Origin of the sequence: Bacillus sp. DU-106 (genome assembly GCF_004799705.1) — a bacterium.
GTDB lineage: Bacteria > Bacillota > Bacilli > Bacillales > Bacillaceae_G > Bacillus_A > Bacillus_A cereus.
This window is the reverse complement of sequence record NZ_CP026607.1, coordinates 4,406,887-4,425,984: the sequence shown is the minus strand read 5'-3', so window position 1 is coordinate 4,425,984 and position 19,098 is coordinate 4,406,887. Positions and strand designations below refer to the sequence as shown.

The following is a 19,098-nucleotide window of genomic DNA, read 5'->3' as shown; positions in this document are numbered from 1 at the left end:
CTCACTATATTGGTGAGTCTCTTTTCTTTGCGTATAATAGAACTATGAAAGTTGTCTTTTGAAAGGGGAAAAATATACGTGATACATACATACGAAGAAGCGATAGGGTGGATCCATAGCCGATTGAAATTTGGAATTAAGCCAGGATTAGAAAGAATGAGATGGATGTTAGAAGAACTTGGAAATCCAGAGCGTCATATCAAATGTGTTCATCTTGCTGGTACAAATGGAAAAGGTTCAACGTTAACATATATGCGTTACATGTTAGAAGGCGCGAAATATAAGGTAGGAACGTTTACCTCTCCTTACATCGAATCATTTAATGAACGCATTAGTGTGAATGGAACACCAATTGCAGACGAAGAGATTACTGAACTTGTAAAGCTGGTAAAACCAGTCGTGGAAAAACTAGATGAAACGGATTTAGGGGAAGCGACAGAGTTTGAAATTATTACTGTTATGGCGATTTGCTATTTCGGCAAATTCAATTTCTGTGATGTTGTTTTATTTGAAACAGGGCTTGGTGGACGTTTTGATTCTACCAATGTTATACACCCTGTTCTCACGATTATTACGAATATCGGTCACGATCATATGCATATTTTAGGAAATACACTAGGAGAAATTGCATATGAAAAGGCGGGGATTATTAAGTCTGGCGTGCCGGTAATTACTGGTGTACAAGATGAAGAAGCTTTGCAAGTCATTCAAAATGTTGCAAAGGAAAATCATGCAAACTTATACGAGATGGGCAACCATTTTACAGCATTACATAAACAGTCTAGTGAAGATGGAGAACAGTTCGATTTCACTTGTCCTTTCGCCTCTTTTGAAGATGTGCGAATCACAATGAAAGGCAGCCACCAAGTAGGAAACGCAGCACTTGCGCTTATGGCAGTCATGTATGTAAGAACATACTTATCATTTTTAATTGAGGAAGAAGAAATAAGAACTGGATTACAGGAAGCGTATTGGGTGGGGCGCTTTGAAAAACTGCAAAGTAATCCAGATATTATTATAGATGGTGCTCATAATCCAGAAGGTATCGAAAGCCTTGTGAAAACAGTAGAAGCGCATTACAAAGATAAAAATGTAATAGTGTTATTTACTGCCCTTGGTGATAAACAATTACATAACATGGTAGGCCAATTAGAAACCATTGCAGATGAAATTATTTTTACAACATTCGCCTTTGATCGTGCTATTTCTGCTGATAAGCTTGCATCATATTCACAGAAAGAATCAAAATTAGTTTTTGAAAATTGGAAAGAGGCAATTGATACAAAAGTTGAAATGATAGCAGAAAATGATGTTTTTATTATAACAGGTTCTCTTTATTTCATTTCTGAAGTACGAAAATATATTTGCGAGAAAAACTAGATAGTCTTTGCTATCTAGTTTTTTTGTTCTACAAATGAAGTCAAATGCATACATATAAGATAAATATATAGGGTTATTTGGCGAATTCCTCTGACAAATATCTCGTTTTTTTATGAAATGAATATGATATGATGCGGACAACGATAAGAGGTGAGGTGTGAGTGTATGGACAAGCAATCACGAACGATCTCAGTGAAAGTGAATGGAACAGAAGCGAAGTATGAGGAAAAAAAGAAAGATGAATTTGAATGGATGGTAGTAGAAAATGAACGACCGAAAAATGTTGTTCCGTTTCAAAAAGGGAAATCAATGTCTGTGGAAAAATACCGAAAGAAGTGGAGTAATACATTAATTGTAATCGTTGCAACTGCAATCATTATCGGTACGGCGTTTGGAATGGGGATGCTTCATTTACTTACTGGACAAGGAACGACAGGAGGAAGTGAAGTGACAGCTTCAAGGCCGACTGGAAATGGAGAATCAAAGGTGGGTGGAACGGCAGAACAAACACCAGCACCGAAAGAAGAAAAACAAAAAGCACAAGCAGGAACGTCATTGGATCCAATGAAATTATTTTTTGTTCAAGGGGGGCTTTATTCTTCTGAAGAAAAGGGACAGGCAGCTCTTGAAGAATGGAAAGGCAATGGGGGCATTGGTGCTTTAAGACCGAGCGGTGATAAGTATGCAATAGTTGTTGGTATTGCTAGCGATGAACAGTCTATAAATCAATTAATGACTAAGTATAAAAATGATGGTGTCTCCGTTTTAAAAAAGAACTGGGATATAACAGATAAAGCATTGCTGAAAGATGATAAAGAAGTAGGAACATTTTTAACAAAAGTGCAGCCATTATACACTCATTTAGCAAAATATGCTTCTAGCGTACAAGTTGGTGGAAAAAGCAGCGCAAAAGATATAGAAGTAATTGAAAAAGAATGGAAAAAGGTTGAAAAAGAAGGGAAAAGTATGAAACAAGAAGAAGCAAAGAAACTGTATATGTATACGTCGGTAGCTGTACAAACAGTAAAAGATGGGAAGATGGATAAGGAATCTTTGGCGAAATTAAATCAAGTTATTATTGATGGTTTACTCTCGTATGAAAAAATTGTTTCGTAGAAAGTGAAATGATAGGATAATAAAATGAGTAAGAAAGAAGTACATGTACTTCTTTCTTTTCTTTTGAATTTAGAGCAAAGTGCTTTCTCTATGACAGGAATATAATCGTATGCAATAAAGAAGTGTTATTTTAGTTAGAGAAATTAATATTTCTTTCATTTGTGGACAAACTATTCCTTTGATACGATTAATATAAATTGTTCTGCTTCATGTGAGAAAGGAAGGAGAAAATATGAGAAAAATAATTTTAGCTTCAGGGTCACCTCGGAGGAAGGAATTGCTTGAGTTAGCTAGTGTGCCATTTGAAATCGTTGTAAGTGAAGTAGAGGAAACAATTGGTGCATATTCATCGCCTTCTGATATTGTAATGTCGCTTGCCTTGCAAAAAGCATCAGCGGTGGCAGAAAATAATAGTGATCACATTGTGTTAGGTGCAGATACAATTGTTACATATGAGTCGCGTATTCTTGGTAAGCCTTCTAATGAGGATGAGGCGAAAGAGATGTTGCAATTACTATCAGGGAAAACACATGAAGTGTATACAGGTGTTGCAATTATAGCAAAAGAAAAAACGGTTACTTTTTATGAGCGTACAGAAGTTACATTTTGGGAGTTAACAGAAGAGGAAATTGATACATACGTCGCGTCGAAAGAACCTCTTGATAAAGCCGGTAGTTATGGGATTCAAGGTAAAGGATCTATTTTCGTTCAAAATATTCAAGGGGACTACTATAGTGTAGTTGGCTTACCAATTGCACGTCTCGTTCGGGAATTAAAACAATTTGATATTGATGTAACCCATGCGTAAAATTGCATGGGGTTTTCTTTGAGAGAACAAATAAAGGGGTGGAGAGATGAACGGTATTCGTGATGTTGTAAGAGAAGAACAGCCACGGGAGCGTTTATTGTTAGAAGGTGCTGGAAGTTTATCAAATCGAGAGCTTCTCGCAGTGTTACTCAGAACAGGTTCTAAAGAAGAAACAGTTTTAAAGTTATCAGATAAAATTTTACATCAATTTGATGGCTTACGTATGTTGAAAGATGCAACATTAGAAGAGCTAATTAGTATACATGGTATTGGGATTTCAAAGGCATCGCAACTTATGGCAGCCTTTGAATTAGGCAGAAGAATGGTACGTTTAGAATATCAAAATAGATATAGTATTCGAAGTCCAGAAGATTGTGCGAAATACATGATGGAAGAAATGCGTTTTTTACAACAAGAGCATTTTGTTTGTTTATATTTAAATACAAAAAATCAAGTTATACATAGGCAAACGATCTTTATTGGAAGTTTAAACACGTCAATTGTACACCCGAGGGAAGTTTTTAAAGAAGCCTTCCGTCGTGCAGCAGCCTCTATCATATGTCTTCATAACCATCCCTCAGGAGATCCCACGCCGAGCCGTGAAGATATTGCAGTAACAAAACGCTTAGTAGAATGCGGCCAGATTATCGGAATTGAAGTGCTTGATCATATTATAATAGGTGACCATAAATTCGTGAGTTTAAAGGAAAAAGGTCATATTTAAGACTATGCTTTTTACTTATTTTGTTTTATAATGTGATTTATGAGTTTTTTGTAGAAATTTATCTACAAAAAGGATAAAGATATAAAAAACGTACTGTTTTTATAATATAAAGTAAGAAAAAATGAGTCCGTGAAAACAAGAAAGGAAGATAAATAATATGTTTGGATTTGGTGGATTTACTCGCGATCTTGGAATAGACTTAGGAACTGCGAACACGCTTGTATATGTAAAAGGAAAAGGTGTAGTTTTACGTGAACCTTCAGTAGTTGCGTTACAAACTGATACGAAACAAATCGTTGCTGTAGGTAGCGATGCAAAACAAATGATTGGTCGTACACCAGGGAACGTTGTGGCACTTCGCCCGATGAAAGACGGTGTAATTGCTGATTATGAAACAACTGCAACAATGATGAAATATTACATTCAACAAGCTCAAAAATCAAACGGTTTCTTCTCACGTAAGCCGTATGTAATGGTATGTGTACCATCTGGTATTACAGCTGTAGAAAGACGTGCAGTAATCGATGCGACTCGTCAAGCGGGTGCTCGTGATGCTTATCCTATCGAAGAGCCATTTGCAGCAGCAATTGGTGCAAACTTACCTGTTTGGGAACCAACTGGTAGTATGGTTGTTGATATCGGTGGCGGTACAACAGAAGTTGCAATTATTTCTCTAGGTGGTATTGTAACAAGCCAGTCAGTCCGTGTTGCTGGTGATGATATGGACGATTCAATCATTCAGTACATTAAGAAAAGCTATAACTTAATGATCGGTGAAAGAACAGCTGAAGCATTAAAATTAGAAATTGGTTCTGCAGGCGAGCCAGAAGGTATCGAGCCTATGGAAATTCGCGGTCGTGATTTAGTAAGTGGTTTACCAAAAACAGTACTAATTCAGCCAGAAGAAATTGCAGATGCATTAAAAGATACAGTAGATGCGATTGTAGAATCAGTTAAAAATACGTTAGAAAAAACTCCACCTGAATTAGCGGCTGATATTATGGACCGCGGTATCGTATTAACAGGTGGCGGGGCATTACTACGTAATTTAGATAAAGTAATTAGTGAAGAAACGAAAATGCCAGTTCTTGTTGCAGAAGATCCATTAGATTGCGTAGCAATTGGAACAGGTAAAGCATTAGACAATATCGATCTTTTCAAAACTGCTGCTCGATAATATTGCAAAATAAAAATCAGTGAAATTAAGAGGGTGTGAACGTGCCACAGTTTTTCTTAAACAAAAGATTAATTGTTTTGTTGGTTAGTATTATTCTTCTCGTGGCATTGATTGGAATCTCATTGAAAGAACGGAACAGTTTAACATGGCCAGAGCAGTTTGTTAAAGATACTGTCGGTGTTGTAGAACGTGTATTCCAAAAGCCAGCGAAATACGTAGCTGGATTCTTCGAAAATGTAGAGGATGTAAAGCGCACGTATGAAGAGAATAAAGAATTAAAAGCAAAATTAGATAATTATGCAGGTCTATCAGGGAAAGTAAAACAATTAGAAGATGATAACAAGAAGTTACAAGAGCTAACTGGTAAAAAAGAGTTAAATAGCGGGTATACTGAAATTCCAGCTACTGTTGTTTCTCGTAATCCAGATAAATGGTACGATTTAATTGGAATTGATAAAGGGGCACAGCAAGGAATTAAAAAAGATATGGCTGTAGTAACTTCACAAGGGTTAGTTGGAAGAGTGAAAAGTGTATCTCAGTTTACATCATCAGTAGAATTACTAAGTTCTATGAGCCGAACAAATCGCGTTTCTGCTATTGTACAAGGGCAAGAGAAAATCTTTGGATTGATTGAAGGTTATGACAAAGAAAAGCAATTACTTCTTTTCACAAAGATTGGCTCTGATGCACCGGTAGAGAAAGATCAACTAGTTGTAACATCTGGACTGGGTGATATTTTCCCGAAAGGTCTTGTAATTGGAAAAATCGTTGAAGTTCAGCCGGATGCATATGGCTTAACAAAAACAGCTTATGTAAAACCTGCCGCTGATTTAAATGACGTAGAGCATATTACGGTTGCTAAACGTGCAACACCTTCAGCGCCATTAGAATAGGAGGAGAAGAAGAGATGATGAAGATATTAAAAAGAGCAGCTCTTCCTCTTTTGCTCCTTTTTGTGTTTCTATTTGAAAATATGTTTGCTACTGTTGTTCCAACGGATGTATTTTGGAAAGACAGCATAGCAGCACCGCATTTCTTTATAATCGTCTTATGTTTTATTACAGTGTATTATAGTCCGGTCCAAGGGATTTATTACGGACTATTATTTGGCTTCTTATTTGATACCGTATACACAGAACTTGTCGGGATATATATTTTTGCTTATCCGATTTTAGCTTATTTAGTATATAGTGTGATGAAAGTACTACAATTGAATTTATTTATTGTTGTTTCTATCATATTAGCTAGCGTTGTAGCACTAGAGTATTATGTGTATGGATTCTTAACTTTATTAGGACGTACTCATATGCCAGCGTATGTCTTTTTCACAGATCGTCTCCTTTCTACTTTATTGTTAAATGCTATTTTCTTATTGATAGTTTGTTTCCCACTGAGACGATATATAGTGCGTCTTTCAAAAGCGATGGAAGAAAAAGAAAAAAGGATTTTCTAATTTTATGTCGAATTGAATCGGTGGGGTGAACTTTAGTGGAAGAAAAAAAGCAACAAAATGTAACGATAAAAGGGACAAAAGATGGGATAACGCTTCATTTAGATGATTGTTGTTCATTCTCAGAATTATTGATGGAATTAGACGAAAAACTTTCTACACATTACTACGATGGTGATGGGCGCTCTTTAATTGAAGTGCATGTGAAAGTAGGAAATCGTTATTTAACAGAAGTCCAACAAGAAGAGATTCGTACGTTAATTCGTAATAAAAAGAATCTTGTTGTGGATTCAATTGAAAGTGATGTTATCACTAAAGCAGAAGCAATAGCTTGGAAAGAAGAAACAGAAATTGTCCCTATTTCCAAAATTGTTCGCTCTGGACAAGTTTTACATGTAAAAGGAAATTTGTTGTTAATTGGAGATGTTAATCCAGGCGGAACGGTTATCGCTGGGGGGAATATTTTTGTCGTAGGATCATTAAGAGGAATTGCACATGCTGGGTATTATGGGGATTCGGATGCTGTAATCGCTGCATCTGTTATGAACCCGATGCAACTTCGAATTAGTGATGTGGCAATGCGGGCTCCGGAAGAGAAAGAAGACGGAGCGGAGGCGGCAGAATGTGCGTATATTAATGAGAACAATCACATTGTTGTCGATCGCCTGCAACTTCTCACTCATCTTAGACCTAATTTAACAAAGTTAGAAAGGGGAATTGTATAGCTGTGGGAGAGGCAATAGTAATTACATCTGGAAAAGGCGGAGTAGGTAAAACTACTACATCTGCGAACATTGGTACGGCCCTAGCGTTATCTGGAAAGAAAGTGTGCTTAATTGACACAGATATCGGTCTTCGAAATTTAGACGTAGTAATGGGGCTGGAAAATCGTATTGTATTTGATCTTGTTGATGTCGTTGAAGGGCGTTGCCGTTTACCTCAGGCTCTTATTAAAGACAAACGTTTTGATGATCTTTATTTATTACCTGCAGCACAAACGAGTGATAAATCAGCGGTAACACCTGAACAAATGGATGAATTAATACAAGTATTACGTCAAGATTATGATTACATATTAATCGATTGTCCTGCGGGGATTGAGCAGGGATTTAAAAATGCGGTAGCTGGTGCGGATAAAGCAATCGTTGTTACGACTCCAGAAGTATCCTCAATGCGCGATGCGGATCGTATTATTGGGCTTTTAGAAAAAGAGGATATTGAACCACCCAAACTTGTTATTAACCGTGTACGTAGTCATATGCTTCATGAACAGGATATGTTAGATGTTGATGAAATTGTACGTACATTGTCAATCGAGCTTCTTGGTGTTGTCGAAGATGACGATGAAGTTATTCGAGCTACAAATACAGGTGAACCTGTGGCGTTGCAACCAAGCGGAAAAGCAGCGTTGGCTTATCGTAATATTGCAAGACGCTTGTTAGGTGAGAATGTACCATTACAAGCATTTGAACAAGAAAAGGTATCGGTATTTGCAAAGGTGAAAAACTTCTTTGGAATCCGTTAAGAGCACTTCGCACATATGCGAGGTGCTTTCTTTTTTCTTCACACGAATATCTTTCTTTCTTAGCTCATACATATGTACAAACTGTATACAACTGTTTCTAATGAAATTAGCTTAACGAAAGAAAGGAGACAGTATGAAGAATAGACGCGTAGAAGAAATTAAAAAGCGGATTGCAAAAAGGAAGGCCGAGCAAGAAAGGATGGAGGAAGAGCAGTATTTTAACGGAGGGAATTTTGATAGTGAAGCAGTATTTATTGAAGATGGAGAAAAGGAAATGCATCCTTTATTTCGAAAGGAAGTCTTTTTCTTCAAAGTTTTATTATCAGCAATATTAGTTCTTTCGGTTGCTATTTTATATAAGAATGCTCCTTCTTCATTCAATGGAGCTAAAGCTGTTACAGAAAAAGTAATGAAAGAGGAATTTCAGTTTGCTACTGTAGCGAAATGGTACGAAAAGCAATTTGGAAAACCGCTTGTATTCTATTCGCCGAACGAGAAAAAAGAAGGAAGTATTCAGCAAAAAGATTATGCAATTCCTGCTTCTGGAAAGGTAATGCAAGGGTTTCAAAAAAATGGCCAAGGTGTATTTGTCCAAACAGCTACAAATGCAAAAGTGGAGTCAGTAAATGAAGGGTTAGTTGTTTTTGCAGGCAAGAAAGAGGAACTTGGAAATACAGTTCAAATTCAACATGCAGATGGTACGGAGTCATGGTATGCAAACTTAAACGATATGTCAGTGAAATTATATGATTACGTTTCAAAGAAACAAAAAATTGGAACGGTGAGTAATGATACAAATGATAAAAATGGAAAGTTTTATTTCGCGATAAAAAAGAATGAGAAATTTATTGATCCGATCCAGGTGATATCATTTGATTAAATATAGGGACGTTTTAACGAAAATTTCCGTGCATCCATTATTTTGGGTTATTATTGTCATTGGTATTTTTACTGCGCGTTTTAAAGAGTTACTACTGTTATTTTGTATTGTTCTTATTCATGAACTTGGGCATGCTTTTGCAGCAGCACACTATAATTGGCGTATAAAAAGAATTCAGCTTTTGCCGTTTGGTGGCGTTGCCGAGCTTGAGGAACATGGTAATAAGTCATTGAAAGAGGAACTTGTTGTCGTAATTGCAGGACCGATTCAACATGTTTGGATGATGCTGGTAGGTTATATGTTGTTCAAAGCTGGTTGGCTGAATGCAGATTTATATTATTTCTTCATGTGGAATAATATAATTATTTTAGCATTCAATTTACTTCCTATTTGGCCGTTAGATGGCGGGAAAGTATTGTTTAATGTATTATCATATCGTTTCCCTTATTTACAAGCACATGAAAAGATGATGCAATTGTCATGTGTTTTTTTTAGTGTAATATTAGGATGGCAGTTACTTTGGAATAGTAACAATATTATGATGTGGGTACTACTCATATTTTTAGCAGTGTCATTATATCAAGAGTGGAAACAAAGACGGTATGCATTTATGCGTTTTTTATTAGAACGTTATTATGGAAACAAAAGAGGAATCGAAAAGATTGCACCTATTGAAGTGCAAACGGAAGATCGTTTATATACGATTTTCACAAAATTTCGTAGAGGATATAAGCATTCTATTATCGTCCGTGGAAAATATAAAGAGCATTACACATTGGATGAAAATGAATTGCTCTATGCATATTTTACTGAAAAACGAACAACTTCATCAGTTGAAGAATTAATCGGTTAGTGTTGACGATAGCACTAACCTTTTATTATTGTAAAAGCAAAGAAGATTATAAAGTGAGGAAATAATTTTGAAAACGTTATATGTGAATTACGCTGGTTCGGAAAAGCGCGTTGCAATTGAAGAGAAGAAAAAGATTGTTGAGTTTTTATGGAAACGTAATGAAGAGCAAGAGATTGTTGGGCATATTTATGTTGGACGTGTCGTAAGAACAATTGCTGGAATGAATGCAGCTTTTGTAAACATCGGTTTAGAAAAACATGCTTACCTTTCATACGATGATGTACCATCTTCTTATCGTATACATGAAGGGCAAGCGATACTCGTACAAGTTGTGAAAGAGGCAATTGATACGAAAGGGCCTAAATTGACAGCGAATATAGAATTTACCGGGAAATATGTCGTTTATATGCCGTTTGATGAGATGCGCGCTGTTTCTCGAAAAATAAAAAATAATAAAAGAAGACAACAGTTACTCCAAATTGAAATAGAGGGAACGGGGGGGTACATTTTCCGTTCTGCTTCTGAAAAAGGAGCAATTGAAGAAATACAAGCTGAAATGCAAGGATTACAACAGTTGTATGAAGAGTTAAAAAGAAAAGAGGGTCAAGGAAAGGTGCCGTTATTACTTCATCGACCGGCGACCTTTTTAGATCGTGTATTTCAAGAGAACCCAATTGAAACAATTGAAAAAGTAGTTGTAGATACAAGAAGTATAGTAAAGGAATTAGAAGACAAAGTTGGAAAAGAAAAAGTATCTTTTTATAATGAAAAGTCTTCGATGTTTAACCATTTTGGAATAGAGCGTGAGATTGAGAAAGCACTCCAAAAAATTGTTTGGCTTCCAAATGGTGCTTATTTAATTGTAGAACAAATGGAGACGATGACTGTAATTGATGTGAATACGGGCAAGTTTACGGGAAAACAAAATTTACAAGATACAGTACTTCGCACAAATGAGCTAGCCGCTGAAGAAATTGCACGCCAATTAAGACTTCGTGATATTGGTGGTATGATATTAATTGATTTTATTAATATGAAAAAAAGAGAAGATAAAGAAAAGGTAAGAGAATGTCTCATAGCTGCTATGCAAGATGACCGAACATATACAAGGGTGCTCGGCTTTACGGAGCTAGGGATTTTGGAAATGACACGTAAACGTAAAAAGCATTCTTTACGGGACGTATTATTAAAAGAGTGTGTACCTTGCAAAGCGACGGGTTATGTGATGTCGCATGAAACAATTGCGTATGAGTTAGAGAGAGAACTAATCACATATGGCAATATAGAAGATGAAGCAGTATTAATCGCTGCGCCTAAAGAACTGCAAAAACAGTTTTTGCAAAAAGGATTACAAAAAAATATTCCATTTGAAATTTATTTCAAAGATGATATTATCGAAAAGTATGCTATCGTTCGTTTTGGAAGTAAAAAAGAAATTGTAGAACGGAAAAAATAGTTAGCAGAACATTTATTGACAACCGTCTATGATTCATGATAACATCTTTATGTTATAGTTTATAGCACCTAAACGGCTATATGCTACAACCGCACAAGACAGGTTCCCTAAAGGCATTTATGTCTACCTCGTTTTTGGCGAGTCTTAGTAATTAAGAGGAGGTGCAAGTATGTACGCAATTATCGAAACAGGTGGAAAACAAATTAAAGTTGAAGCTGGTCAAGCAATCTACATTGAAAAATTAGATGTTGAAGCTGGTGAAACTGTTACTTTTGACAAAGTTCTTTTCGTTGGTGGCGAAAACGTTAAAGTTGGTAGCCCAGTTGTAGAAGGTGCAACAGTTACTGCGAAAGTTGAAAAACAAGGTCGCGCTAAGAAAATCATCGTTTTCAAATACAAAGCGAAAAAGAACAATCGTAAGAAACAAGGTCATCGTCAACCTTACACTAAGCTAGTTGTTGAAGCTATCAACGCTTAATTCTGGTTAACATGATTAAAATTACGATAAGTCGCACGAAATTAGGAAGTATCCAATCATTTAAAATGACTGGACATGCCGATTATGCGCCACATGGACAAGACCTTGTCTGTGCTGGAACTACAGCGGTTGTGTTTGGTTCTATAAATGCAGTGGAAGAACTTTGTAATGTGCAAGCAACTATTGAACTCGGAAGTGATGGCGGATTCTTAACGTATGAATTGCCTAATGATTTAGACGTTCATGCAGCAGAAAAAGCACAAACGCTTTTAGAAGGATTAGTTGTTTCGCTTAAGACGATCGAACTTGATTACGGAAAGTATATCCGTTTAATAGAAAAAGTGCAGGAGGTGTAACGTATGTTAAGATTAGATCTTCAGTTTTTCGCATCTAAGAAAGGTGTAGGTAGTACAAAGAACGGTCGTGACTCTCAGTCAAAACGTCTTGGTGCTAAACGCGCAGATGGTCAAACGGTTACAGGTGGTTCAATTCTTTACCGTCAACGCGGTACAAAAATTTATCCAGGTGTTAACGTTGGTCGTGGTGGCGATGACACTTTATACGCGAAAGTTGACGGCGTAGTACGCTTTGAGCGTCTTGGTCGTGACCGCAAACAAGTGAGCGTATATCCTGTTGCTCAAGAAGCATAAGAACTCACGGAAAACTCTAACCTGAGTGCAGGTTAGAGTTTTTCTATATTAAGGGGTATCTAAATGAATGAAAAATGGACAATTATAGATGCATTGCGCCATTCAAGACATGATTGGCTCAATCGTATGCAGATGGTGAAAGGAAACCTTTCCCTTGGAAAAGTGGAAGAAATTCATAGTCTCATCGATCGTTTTGTCCAAGAAGCGAGACAAGAATCCAATCTGATGGGGCTATCAATGCCTTTATTTTCAGAGTGGATTTTAACATATAATTGGAAACAGCAGCCGTGCTTATTGGAGTACGAAGTATTAGGGAAATTACATAACTTATCTCACTTAGATGAGACTGTATGTACATGGACGAATCAATTTTTCTCGATGCTTCAGCATAGTTTAGACGTATATGTTGAAAATTATGTTTGTATCACAATTGAATGTGACGCGGATAATGCTCGTTTCTTTTTTGATTTTCGTGGTAAGCTAACGAGTGTAGAAGAACTACAGAATTGGCTTGCGACCCAAAACAATAAATGGTATTCCATTTCTTATACAGTGCGAGACGAAGAAGTCTCAGTTATATTACAACCAATTGAAAAAAGTGTGGTGAAATAATGTTTGTAGATCAGGTCAAGATATATGTAAAAGGCGGCGACGGTGGTAATGGTATGGTTGCGTATCGTCGTGAGAAGTATGTACCAAAAGGTGGCCCAGCAGGTGGCGACGGAGGTAAAGGTGCAGATGTTGTTTTCGTAGTTGAGGAAGGCTTACGTACATTAATGGACTTCCGCTACCAACGTCATTTCAAAGCTGATCGCGGTCAGCACGGAATGAGTAAAGGTCAGCACGGACGTAAATCTGAAGATTTACTTGTAAAGGTTCCGCCAGGAACAGTAGTAAAAGATGAAAAAACTGGTCAAATTCTTGCCGATTTAGTAACGCATGGACAAACTGCTGTAATTGCAAAAGGTGGCCGTGGTGGCCGTGGTAACTCACGTTTCGCAACAGCTACGAACCCAGCGCCAGAAATCGCTGAGAACGGGGAACCAGGTCAAGAGCGTGATGTTATTCTAGAACTTAAAGTACTAGCAGACGTTGGACTTGTTGGATTCCCAAGTGTAGGTAAATCTACATTATTATCTGTTGTATCATCAGCGCGTCCGAAAATTGCAGAGTATCACTTCACAACAATCGTTCCGAATCTTGGTGTTGTTGAAACTGGTGATAACCGCAGCTTCGTTATGGCTGACCTTCCAGGACTAATTGAAGGCGCACATGCTGGCGTCGGACTTGGACACCAATTCTTACGTCATATTGAGCGTACACGTGTAATCGTGCATGTTATTGATATGTCTGGTTTAGAAGGCCGTGATCCATATGAAGATTACGTAACGATTAATAATGAATTGAAAGAATACAATCTTCGCTTAACTGAGCGTCCGCAAGTTGTTGTTGCAAACAAAATGGATATGCCAGATGCAGAAGAAAACTTACAAGCATTTAAAGAGAAAGTGGGAGACGAAGTAAAAATCTTCCCAATCTCAGCTGTAACAAGACAAGGTGTTCGTGACTTACTGTTTGAAGTAGCGAACTTAATAGAAACAACACCAGAATTCCCAATACATGAAGTTGCGGATGAGTCTGATACAAGTGTAATGTACAAATTTGATACTGAAGGTGTTAAATTTGAAATTACACGTGAAAGTGATGGCACGTTTGTTATCTCTGGTTACGATATCGAGAAAACATTCAAGATGACAGACTTCTCACGTGATGAATCTGTACGTCGTTTCGCTCGTCAAATGCGCGGAATGGGTATTGATGAAGCGCTTCGTGCACGTGGTGCAAAAGACGGAGATATTGTAAAAATTCTTGAATATGAATTTGAATTTATCGATTAAGACTGCCGAAATACGGCAGTCTTTTTTTATATCGTAAAAATCGGATTTATATAGGAAAAAATCCCCACTAATTAAATTTTCAATTTATAATAAAAAGGGAGTGGTTTTTAGAAGAATTTTTTATGGGGAGAAAACGAACATGTATAAAATATTAATTGTAGAAGATGATGAGAAAATCGCGGGAATATTAGAAGAGCATTTAGAAAGATATGGCTATCAATCATTTAGAGCAAGTGATTTACGTCAAATAAAAGATGAGTTTGTAAAAGTGAATCCTCATCTCGTGTTACTTGATATTAATTTACCGTACTTTGACGGTTTTTATTGGTGTCGTCAAATTCGTACTGTATCGAATGCGCCAATTATTTTTGTTTCTGCAAGAACAGGAGAAATGGACCAAGTAATGGCGATTGAAAATGGCGGCGATGATTATATTACGAAGCCATTCCATTTAGATATCGTAATGGCAAAGGTGAAGAGTGCGCTTCGCCGTGGTTACGGAGAGTATGCTTCTGCTGCTGAGAGTGATTGTTTAGGTGTAAATGGACTGTTGTTATTCCCGTCTCAGCATATTGTTGAGTGGCAAGGACAACAAACTGAACTGACAAAAAATGAGTTTTACTTATTAGAGTGTTTAATGAAACAGGTGAATCAATATGTAACGCGCGAAGAACTGTTAGAAGCTCTATGGGATGAAGTAGCATTTGTGGATGATAATACATTAACCGTAAATGTAAAACGTGTAAGGAAGAAACTAGAGGAGTTAGGCATTAAAAATGCAATTGTAACGAAACGTGGATATGGTTATGCGCTTCTTACGGAGTGGGGCGAAGGGCATGAAGGTTAAAATTTACCTCATGGACCGCTTTTCTTTAATTCTTTCTTATATTGTTAGCCTTTGTTTATTTGGGCTCGTTTTACAGTTGCAAAGTCTTTTAGAAAAGCGATCCATTGATTGGAGTACATGGTTATATGGACTTTTATTAGGAACAGTTGTGTTTACTGTATACCTCATTTACGATTACCGAAAACGGAGTGTGTTTTTAAAGAGGATCGAAAAGTATGTTACTGGTGGAAATACATTACATGACTCTTTACTTATTGATGAATCTTATACATCAGAGCAAGAAATGGTCGTTGAATCTTTTACGTTATTAAGACAGCAATATATGAATGAAGTTCATAAACAGCATGCGAAAGAGCAACAGCAAATGATATTTATGAACCAATGGATTCACCAAATGAAAACACCAGTATCTGTTATTGAATTATTGCTGCAAAAGTTTGGCAAAGAGCATCGTGAGGCAAGAGCAACAGTTGAAAGTATTCGTGAAGAAAATAATCGTATACTAAATGGTTTAGATTTAGCGTTACATATGGCAAGACTAGAGCAGTTTGCGAAAGATTATAAGGTAGAAGTAGTAAATGTTATAGATGTCGTGCGAGGTATTATTAATGAAAATCGGAAATCCTTCATTCAATCGTCTGTATTTCCGAAAGTGATGTTTGAAGAAGATACTTGTATGGTTGCCTCTGATAGAAAATGGCTAAGTATTGCTATAGGTCAAATTGTTGTAAATGCAATTAAGTATACAAAAATTTCAGCGGCAGAGAAAAAAGAAATTCAATTTCAAATTGAAGAGAAAGACCAAAAGGTGTTATTACATATTAAGGACAATGGAATCGGTATTCCAGAGCAAGATGTAAAGCGTATATTTGATCCATTCTTTACGGGGGTAAATGGCCGTAAAACGAGAGAAGCGACTGGAATGGGTTTATATATTACGAAGGAAATTTGCGATAATTTACATCATGGAATGTATGTTCAATCGGCTGAAGGAGAAGGGACAACATTCACGTTCCAATTTGCAAAAGATGAAGAATATCATACATTGATGAGAAAAATGACAAAACTGTAAGATAACAAAACGTTTTGTAAGGGAAATCACTCGTTTCTTTTTCTTATTTTTCTTATAGTAAATGTAAGAAGAAAACACGTAGGGGGATTAGAAATGAGTGTTCTTGAAGTAAAAGGATTAACGAAGGTGTACCAATCAAAAGGTTCAGTAGCGACGACTGCTTTAAACGATATAAATTTTAAAATAGAAGAAGGCGAATTTGTAGGGATTATGGGTCCTTCAGGAAGCGGGAAAACGACGCTTTTAAATTTATTAGCAACAATTGATAAGCAAACTTCAGGTCATGTGCTTGTAAATGGTGAAGAAATTAATCAAATGCGTGCTGCAAAATTAGCGGAGTTTCGCCGTACACATTTAGGGTTCATCTTTCAAGATTTTAATTTACTTGATACGCTATCGATTAAAGAAAATATTATTTTACCACTTGTAATGGCGAAGAAATCTGTAAATGAAATCGATGCGAAAGTACTGGAAATTGCGAAGTTTTTAAACATCGAAGAAATTTTAAATAAAAAAGTATACGAAGTATCTGGGGGACAACAACAACGTGCAGCAGCAGCGAGAGCAATCATTCATGAACCGACGTTAATTTTAGCAGATGAGCCAACTGGAAACTTAGATTCGAAGTCAGCGAAATCGCTAATGGGCGCTCTGCAAGATTTACATGAGCAAAAGAAAGTAACGATTGCAATGGTTACGCACGATCCAGTAGCGGCTAGTTATTGTGAACGTATCCTTTTCATACGCGATGGGGAAATTTTCTCGGAAATACATAAAGGAAGAACGAAACAAGCCTTTTTCCAAGAAATTCTGGACGTACTTGCGATGCTAGGAGGAGAATATCATGAACTTTCGCCAGCTCGCGCTTAATAACGTAAAAGGAAATTGGCGTAACTATAAAGCGTTTCTTATAAGTAGTTGTTTATCGATTGTCGTATTTTTCATGTATGCTTCTTTTATTTATCATCCAGATGTCGTAAGCGGTAATATTAGTATGAGAAAGATGATCACAAAAGGATTAGAATCGATGAATTATATTGTGGTCATCTTCTCGGCACTCTTTATTTTATATGCAAATTCAACGTTTTTACGAGCAAGAAAAAAAGAGTTTGGTCTACTAACATTAATAGGCGGAACGAAATCGCAGCTCGGCCGAATGATTATATTAGAGCAACTGATGTTAGGTAGTATTGCAATTGTAATTGGTATTGGGGTTGGAATGCTTTGTTCAAAATTATTTTTCCAAGCGTTAAGCGTATTATTGAAAATAGATAAGACACTTCCACTTGTTTGGAATAGTAAAGCAGTTCTTATTACAGCTGGCGTATACTTTATCCTATTTTTAATCCTATCATTGTTTAGCGTTTGGACGGTAGGACGCTTGCAAATTATTGATTTATTAAGAGAAGCTAGAAAGCAAAAAGTAGAGCCGTTTGCATTTACATGGTTATGTGTAGTTGGTATAGGATGTATTATTGCTGCATATGTACTTAGCTTCCAAGTAACGTTTCTGAATTTCCTCATCCTCTTTTTACCGGTGGTAGGACTGACAATTGGCGGAACGTATTTATTATTTACACAAGGTAGTACAGTTGTATTAAAAGCATTACAAAAAAGAAAGCAATCTTTCTATACGTATCCAAATATGTTTGTTCTTAGCAATCTTATTTATAAAATGAAAGATAATGCTCGTTTTCTATTTGTAATTTCTATTATTACGGCGGTAGTATCTTCAGCAGTAGGTACACTGTACGTATATTTTGAAAATATGAGTGCGAAAACGGTAGAACTTACACCACATGCTATTTCATATGAGGAAAAGGGGTTAAATACGCATAATCTTATTAATGAAGAAAAGGTACAGGAGCTTGTGAAGAGACACGGGTTTGAAGATGCGCGAAAAGTAACCTACGTTAAACTACCGGCAACACAGAAAATAACGTTGTTTAATAGTGAACATGAAGTACCGATGACGATTATTTCAGAAAAAGAATATAATGCAGAAGTGCGCAAACAAAAGAGAGAGCAACCTACAGAAGTTCATAATGCACCAGGTAGTGCAACGATGGTTATGGTTGATATGTCGAATGAACTGATGAAGATAGATCGTACGAAACCGTATGAATTTACAATTAACGGGCAAAAGCAGTCTGTTCAATTAAATAATCCAACGCAGTATTCTGTTTTTAATGATAGTGAATATCTTATTGTAAATGATCAAGATTTTGAGAAATATGCAAAACTCGTACCAGATGAAGAAAAGACGAAATATTACGGTTATTATATCGAGGATTGGAAAAATACAGAAAATCTTGTATTAGATTTGAAAAATGAAATTGCACCAGAAAAGCAAGGAGAATTGAGAAATTCAGTGTTTGCGTATAAGGATATAAGAGAAGGTGGAGCAATTACAATGTTCATCGGTTTCTTCGTAGCGGTACTGTTCTTCTTCTTCGCTTGTAGTATGACATACTTTAAATGGTTTAACGATAAAGAACAAGATCGTATTCAATTTAAATCGTTAAAGAGAATCGGTATGACAGATAAAGAAATTCGCAAAATTGCGATTCGACAAATGGGAGTTATCTTCTTTATCCCAATTTTAATCGGTTCCATTCATAGTGGAGTTGCTCTTCATACGTTAGGGAAAATGCTTTATATTGATTTATGGAAATCAGGTGCGCTTGTCATTGGAGCATACATTTTAGCTTCTGCCATTTACTTTATGATCGCGCAAAGAGGATATTTAAAACACGTAAAAAGCTAGGGGAACCTCTAGCTTTT

At 36.5% G+C, this 19,098-nt stretch carries 21 protein-coding genes and 1 other annotated feature; all 21 genes read left to right on the top strand.

From position 1 onward, the window contains the following. Positions 1 to 78 precede the first annotated feature (78 nt). The 21 genes from C3Y97_RS22515 to C3Y97_RS22420 all read left to right on the top strand — a co-directional run bounded on the left by C3Y97_RS22515 (position 79) and on the right by C3Y97_RS22420 (position 19,081). On the top strand, positions 79 to 1,380 hold the full coding sequence (locus tag C3Y97_RS22515; protein ID WP_136363653.1) for a bifunctional folylpolyglutamate synthase/dihydrofolate synthase: 1,302 nt from the start codon (positions 79 to 81) through the stop codon (positions 1,378 to 1,380). Between the two features lie 165 nt (positions 1,381 to 1,545). Continuing rightward, positions 1,546 to 2,496 (top strand): stage II sporulation protein B, encoded by a 951-nt coding sequence (locus C3Y97_RS22510; RefSeq protein ID WP_136363652.1) that lies wholly within the window; start codon positions 1,546 to 1,548, stop codon positions 2,494 to 2,496. Positions 2,497 to 2,728: 232 nt separating this feature from the next. Further along, entirely contained in the window at positions 2,729 to 3,304 is a 576-nt protein-coding gene (locus tag C3Y97_RS22505) for a Maf family protein (RefSeq protein WP_001226291.1), read from the top strand. A 46-nt stretch (positions 3,305 to 3,350) separates the two neighbouring features. Then, on the top strand, positions 3,351 to 4,028 hold the full coding sequence (radC, locus tag C3Y97_RS22500) for a RadC family protein (RefSeq protein WP_001013390.1): 678 nt from the start codon (positions 3,351 to 3,353) through the stop codon (positions 4,026 to 4,028). Positions 4,029 to 4,185: 157 nt separating this feature from the next. Continuing rightward, positions 4,186 to 5,205 (top strand): cell shape-determining protein MreB, encoded by a 1,020-nt coding sequence (mreB, locus tag C3Y97_RS22495; RefSeq protein ID WP_000466736.1) that lies wholly within the window; start codon positions 4,186 to 4,188, stop codon positions 5,203 to 5,205. A gap of 41 nt (positions 5,206 to 5,246) precedes the next feature. Next, a complete protein-coding gene (gene mreC / locus C3Y97_RS22490; RefSeq protein ID WP_001135488.1) occupies positions 5,247 to 6,098 on the top strand; it encodes a rod shape-determining protein MreC in 852 nt (283 codons plus the stop codon). Between the two features lie 14 nt (positions 6,099 to 6,112). Beyond that, on the top strand, positions 6,113 to 6,658 hold the full coding sequence (gene mreD, locus C3Y97_RS22485; RefSeq protein ID WP_000975766.1) for a rod shape-determining protein MreD: 546 nt from the start codon (positions 6,113 to 6,115) through the stop codon (positions 6,656 to 6,658). Between the two features lie 35 nt (positions 6,659 to 6,693). Continuing rightward, complete coding sequence (gene minC, locus C3Y97_RS22480) at positions 6,694 to 7,380, top strand: septum site-determining protein MinC (protein WP_000391521.1); 687 nt, start codon at positions 6,694 to 6,696, stop codon at positions 7,378 to 7,380. 2 nt (positions 7,381 to 7,382) lie between these two features. Further along, positions 7,383 to 8,180, top strand: a complete 798-nt coding sequence (minD, locus tag C3Y97_RS22475) for a septum site-determining protein MinD (protein WP_000503309.1) — start codon at positions 7,383 to 7,385, stop codon at positions 8,178 to 8,180. 133 nt (positions 8,181 to 8,313) lie between these two features. Further along, positions 8,314 to 9,060, top strand: a complete 747-nt coding sequence (gene spoIVFA / locus C3Y97_RS22470; RefSeq protein ID WP_000797471.1) for a stage IV sporulation protein SpoIVFA — start codon at positions 8,314 to 8,316, stop codon at positions 9,058 to 9,060. Beyond that, the gene (gene spoIVFB / locus C3Y97_RS22465) at positions 9,053 to 9,913 is read left to right on the top strand and encodes a stage IV sporulation intramembrane metalloprotease SpoIVFB (RefSeq protein WP_000599058.1); all 861 of its coding nucleotides are present in this window, start codon (positions 9,053 to 9,055) and stop codon (positions 9,911 to 9,913) included. The genes spoIVFA and spoIVFB overlap by 8 nt, the downstream gene beginning before the upstream one ends. A gap of 67 nt (positions 9,914 to 9,980) precedes the next feature. After that, positions 9,981 to 11,369, top strand: coding sequence for an Rne/Rng family ribonuclease (locus C3Y97_RS22460; protein ID WP_000855491.1), 1,389 nt, complete (start codon positions 9,981 to 9,983; stop codon positions 11,367 to 11,369). 77 nt (positions 11,370 to 11,446) lie between these two features. Further along, positions 11,447 to 11,524, top strand: a sequence feature (ribosomal protein L21 leader region). Positions 11,525 to 11,538: 14 nt separating this feature from the next. Continuing rightward, positions 11,539 to 11,847, top strand: coding sequence for a 50S ribosomal protein L21 (gene rplU, locus C3Y97_RS22455; RefSeq protein WP_000270907.1), 309 nt, complete (start codon positions 11,539 to 11,541; stop codon positions 11,845 to 11,847). Between the two features lie 11 nt (positions 11,848 to 11,858). Beyond that, the gene (locus C3Y97_RS27980; protein WP_001973720.1) at positions 11,859 to 12,203 is read left to right on the top strand and encodes a ribosomal-processing cysteine protease Prp; all 345 of its coding nucleotides are present in this window, start codon (positions 11,859 to 11,861) and stop codon (positions 12,201 to 12,203) included. Between the two features lie 3 nt (positions 12,204 to 12,206). After that, on the top strand, positions 12,207 to 12,497 hold the full coding sequence (rpmA, locus tag C3Y97_RS27975; protein ID WP_000944958.1) for a 50S ribosomal protein L27: 291 nt from the start codon (positions 12,207 to 12,209) through the stop codon (positions 12,495 to 12,497). A gap of 63 nt (positions 12,498 to 12,560) precedes the next feature. Beyond that, the gene (locus C3Y97_RS22445; RefSeq protein ID WP_001003584.1) at positions 12,561 to 13,109 is read left to right on the top strand and encodes a sporulation initiation phosphotransferase B; all 549 of its coding nucleotides are present in this window, start codon (positions 12,561 to 12,563) and stop codon (positions 13,107 to 13,109) included. Further along, complete coding sequence (gene obgE / locus C3Y97_RS22440) at positions 13,109 to 14,395, top strand: GTPase ObgE (protein WP_000497128.1); 1,287 nt, start codon at positions 13,109 to 13,111, stop codon at positions 14,393 to 14,395. Before C3Y97_RS22445 ends, obgE begins: the two co-directional genes overlap by 1 nt. A gap of 139 nt (positions 14,396 to 14,534) precedes the next feature. Next, positions 14,535 to 15,242 carry a response regulator transcription factor gene (locus C3Y97_RS22435; protein WP_000276723.1) on the top strand — a complete coding sequence of 236 codons (708 nt, stop codon included), beginning with the start codon at positions 14,535 to 14,537 and terminating at the stop codon, positions 15,240 to 15,242. After that, positions 15,232 to 16,314, top strand: a complete 1,083-nt coding sequence (locus C3Y97_RS22430; RefSeq protein WP_000865181.1) for a HAMP domain-containing histidine kinase — start codon at positions 15,232 to 15,234, stop codon at positions 16,312 to 16,314. Before C3Y97_RS22435 ends, C3Y97_RS22430 begins: the two co-directional genes overlap by 11 nt. A 93-nt stretch (positions 16,315 to 16,407) precedes the next feature. Then, complete coding sequence (locus C3Y97_RS22425) at positions 16,408 to 17,184, top strand: ABC transporter ATP-binding protein (protein ID WP_000114529.1); 777 nt, start codon at positions 16,408 to 16,410, stop codon at positions 17,182 to 17,184. Continuing rightward, entirely contained in the window at positions 17,159 to 19,081 is a 1,923-nt protein-coding gene (locus C3Y97_RS22420; protein ID WP_001011410.1) for an ABC transporter permease, read from the top strand. The genes C3Y97_RS22425 and C3Y97_RS22420 overlap by 26 nt, the downstream gene beginning before the upstream one ends. Positions 19,082 to 19,098: the final 17 nt, after the last annotated feature.

Coding starts and splice junctions, on each gene's coding strand:
- spoIVFA (WP_000797471.1), top strand. CDS start 8,314: ATGAAGAATAGACGCGTAGAAGAAATTAAAAAGCGGATTGCAAAAAGG.
- C3Y97_RS22425 (WP_000114529.1), top strand. CDS start 16,408: ATGAGTGTTCTTGAAGTAAAAGGATTAACGAAGGTGTACCAATCAAAA.
- C3Y97_RS22430 (WP_000865181.1), top strand. CDS start 15,232: ATGAAGGTTAAAATTTACCTCATGGACCGCTTTTCTTTAATTCTTTCT.
- C3Y97_RS22510 (WP_136363652.1), top strand. CDS start 1,546: ATGGACAAGCAATCACGAACGATCTCAGTGAAAGTGAATGGAACAGAA.
- C3Y97_RS22435 (WP_000276723.1), top strand. CDS start 14,535: ATGTATAAAATATTAATTGTAGAAGATGATGAGAAAATCGCGGGAATA.
- mreB (WP_000466736.1), top strand. CDS start 4,186: ATGTTTGGATTTGGTGGATTTACTCGCGATCTTGGAATAGACTTAGGA.
- C3Y97_RS22445 (WP_001003584.1), top strand. CDS start 12,561: ATGAATGAAAAATGGACAATTATAGATGCATTGCGCCATTCAAGACAT.
- radC (WP_001013390.1), top strand. CDS start 3,351: ATGAACGGTATTCGTGATGTTGTAAGAGAAGAACAGCCACGGGAGCGT.
- mreD (WP_000975766.1), top strand. CDS start 6,113: ATGATGAAGATATTAAAAAGAGCAGCTCTTCCTCTTTTGCTCCTTTTT.
- C3Y97_RS22505 (WP_001226291.1), top strand. CDS start 2,729: ATGAGAAAAATAATTTTAGCTTCAGGGTCACCTCGGAGGAAGGAATTG.
- rplU (WP_000270907.1), top strand. CDS start 11,539: ATGTACGCAATTATCGAAACAGGTGGAAAACAAATTAAAGTTGAAGCT.
- rpmA (WP_000944958.1), top strand. CDS start 12,207: ATGTTAAGATTAGATCTTCAGTTTTTCGCATCTAAGAAAGGTGTAGGT.
- obgE (WP_000497128.1), top strand. CDS start 13,109: ATGTTTGTAGATCAGGTCAAGATATATGTAAAAGGCGGCGACGGTGGT.
- C3Y97_RS27980 (WP_001973720.1), top strand. CDS start 11,859: ATGATTAAAATTACGATAAGTCGCACGAAATTAGGAAGTATCCAATCA.
- C3Y97_RS22420 (WP_001011410.1), top strand. CDS start 17,159: ATGAACTTTCGCCAGCTCGCGCTTAATAACGTAAAAGGAAATTGGCGT.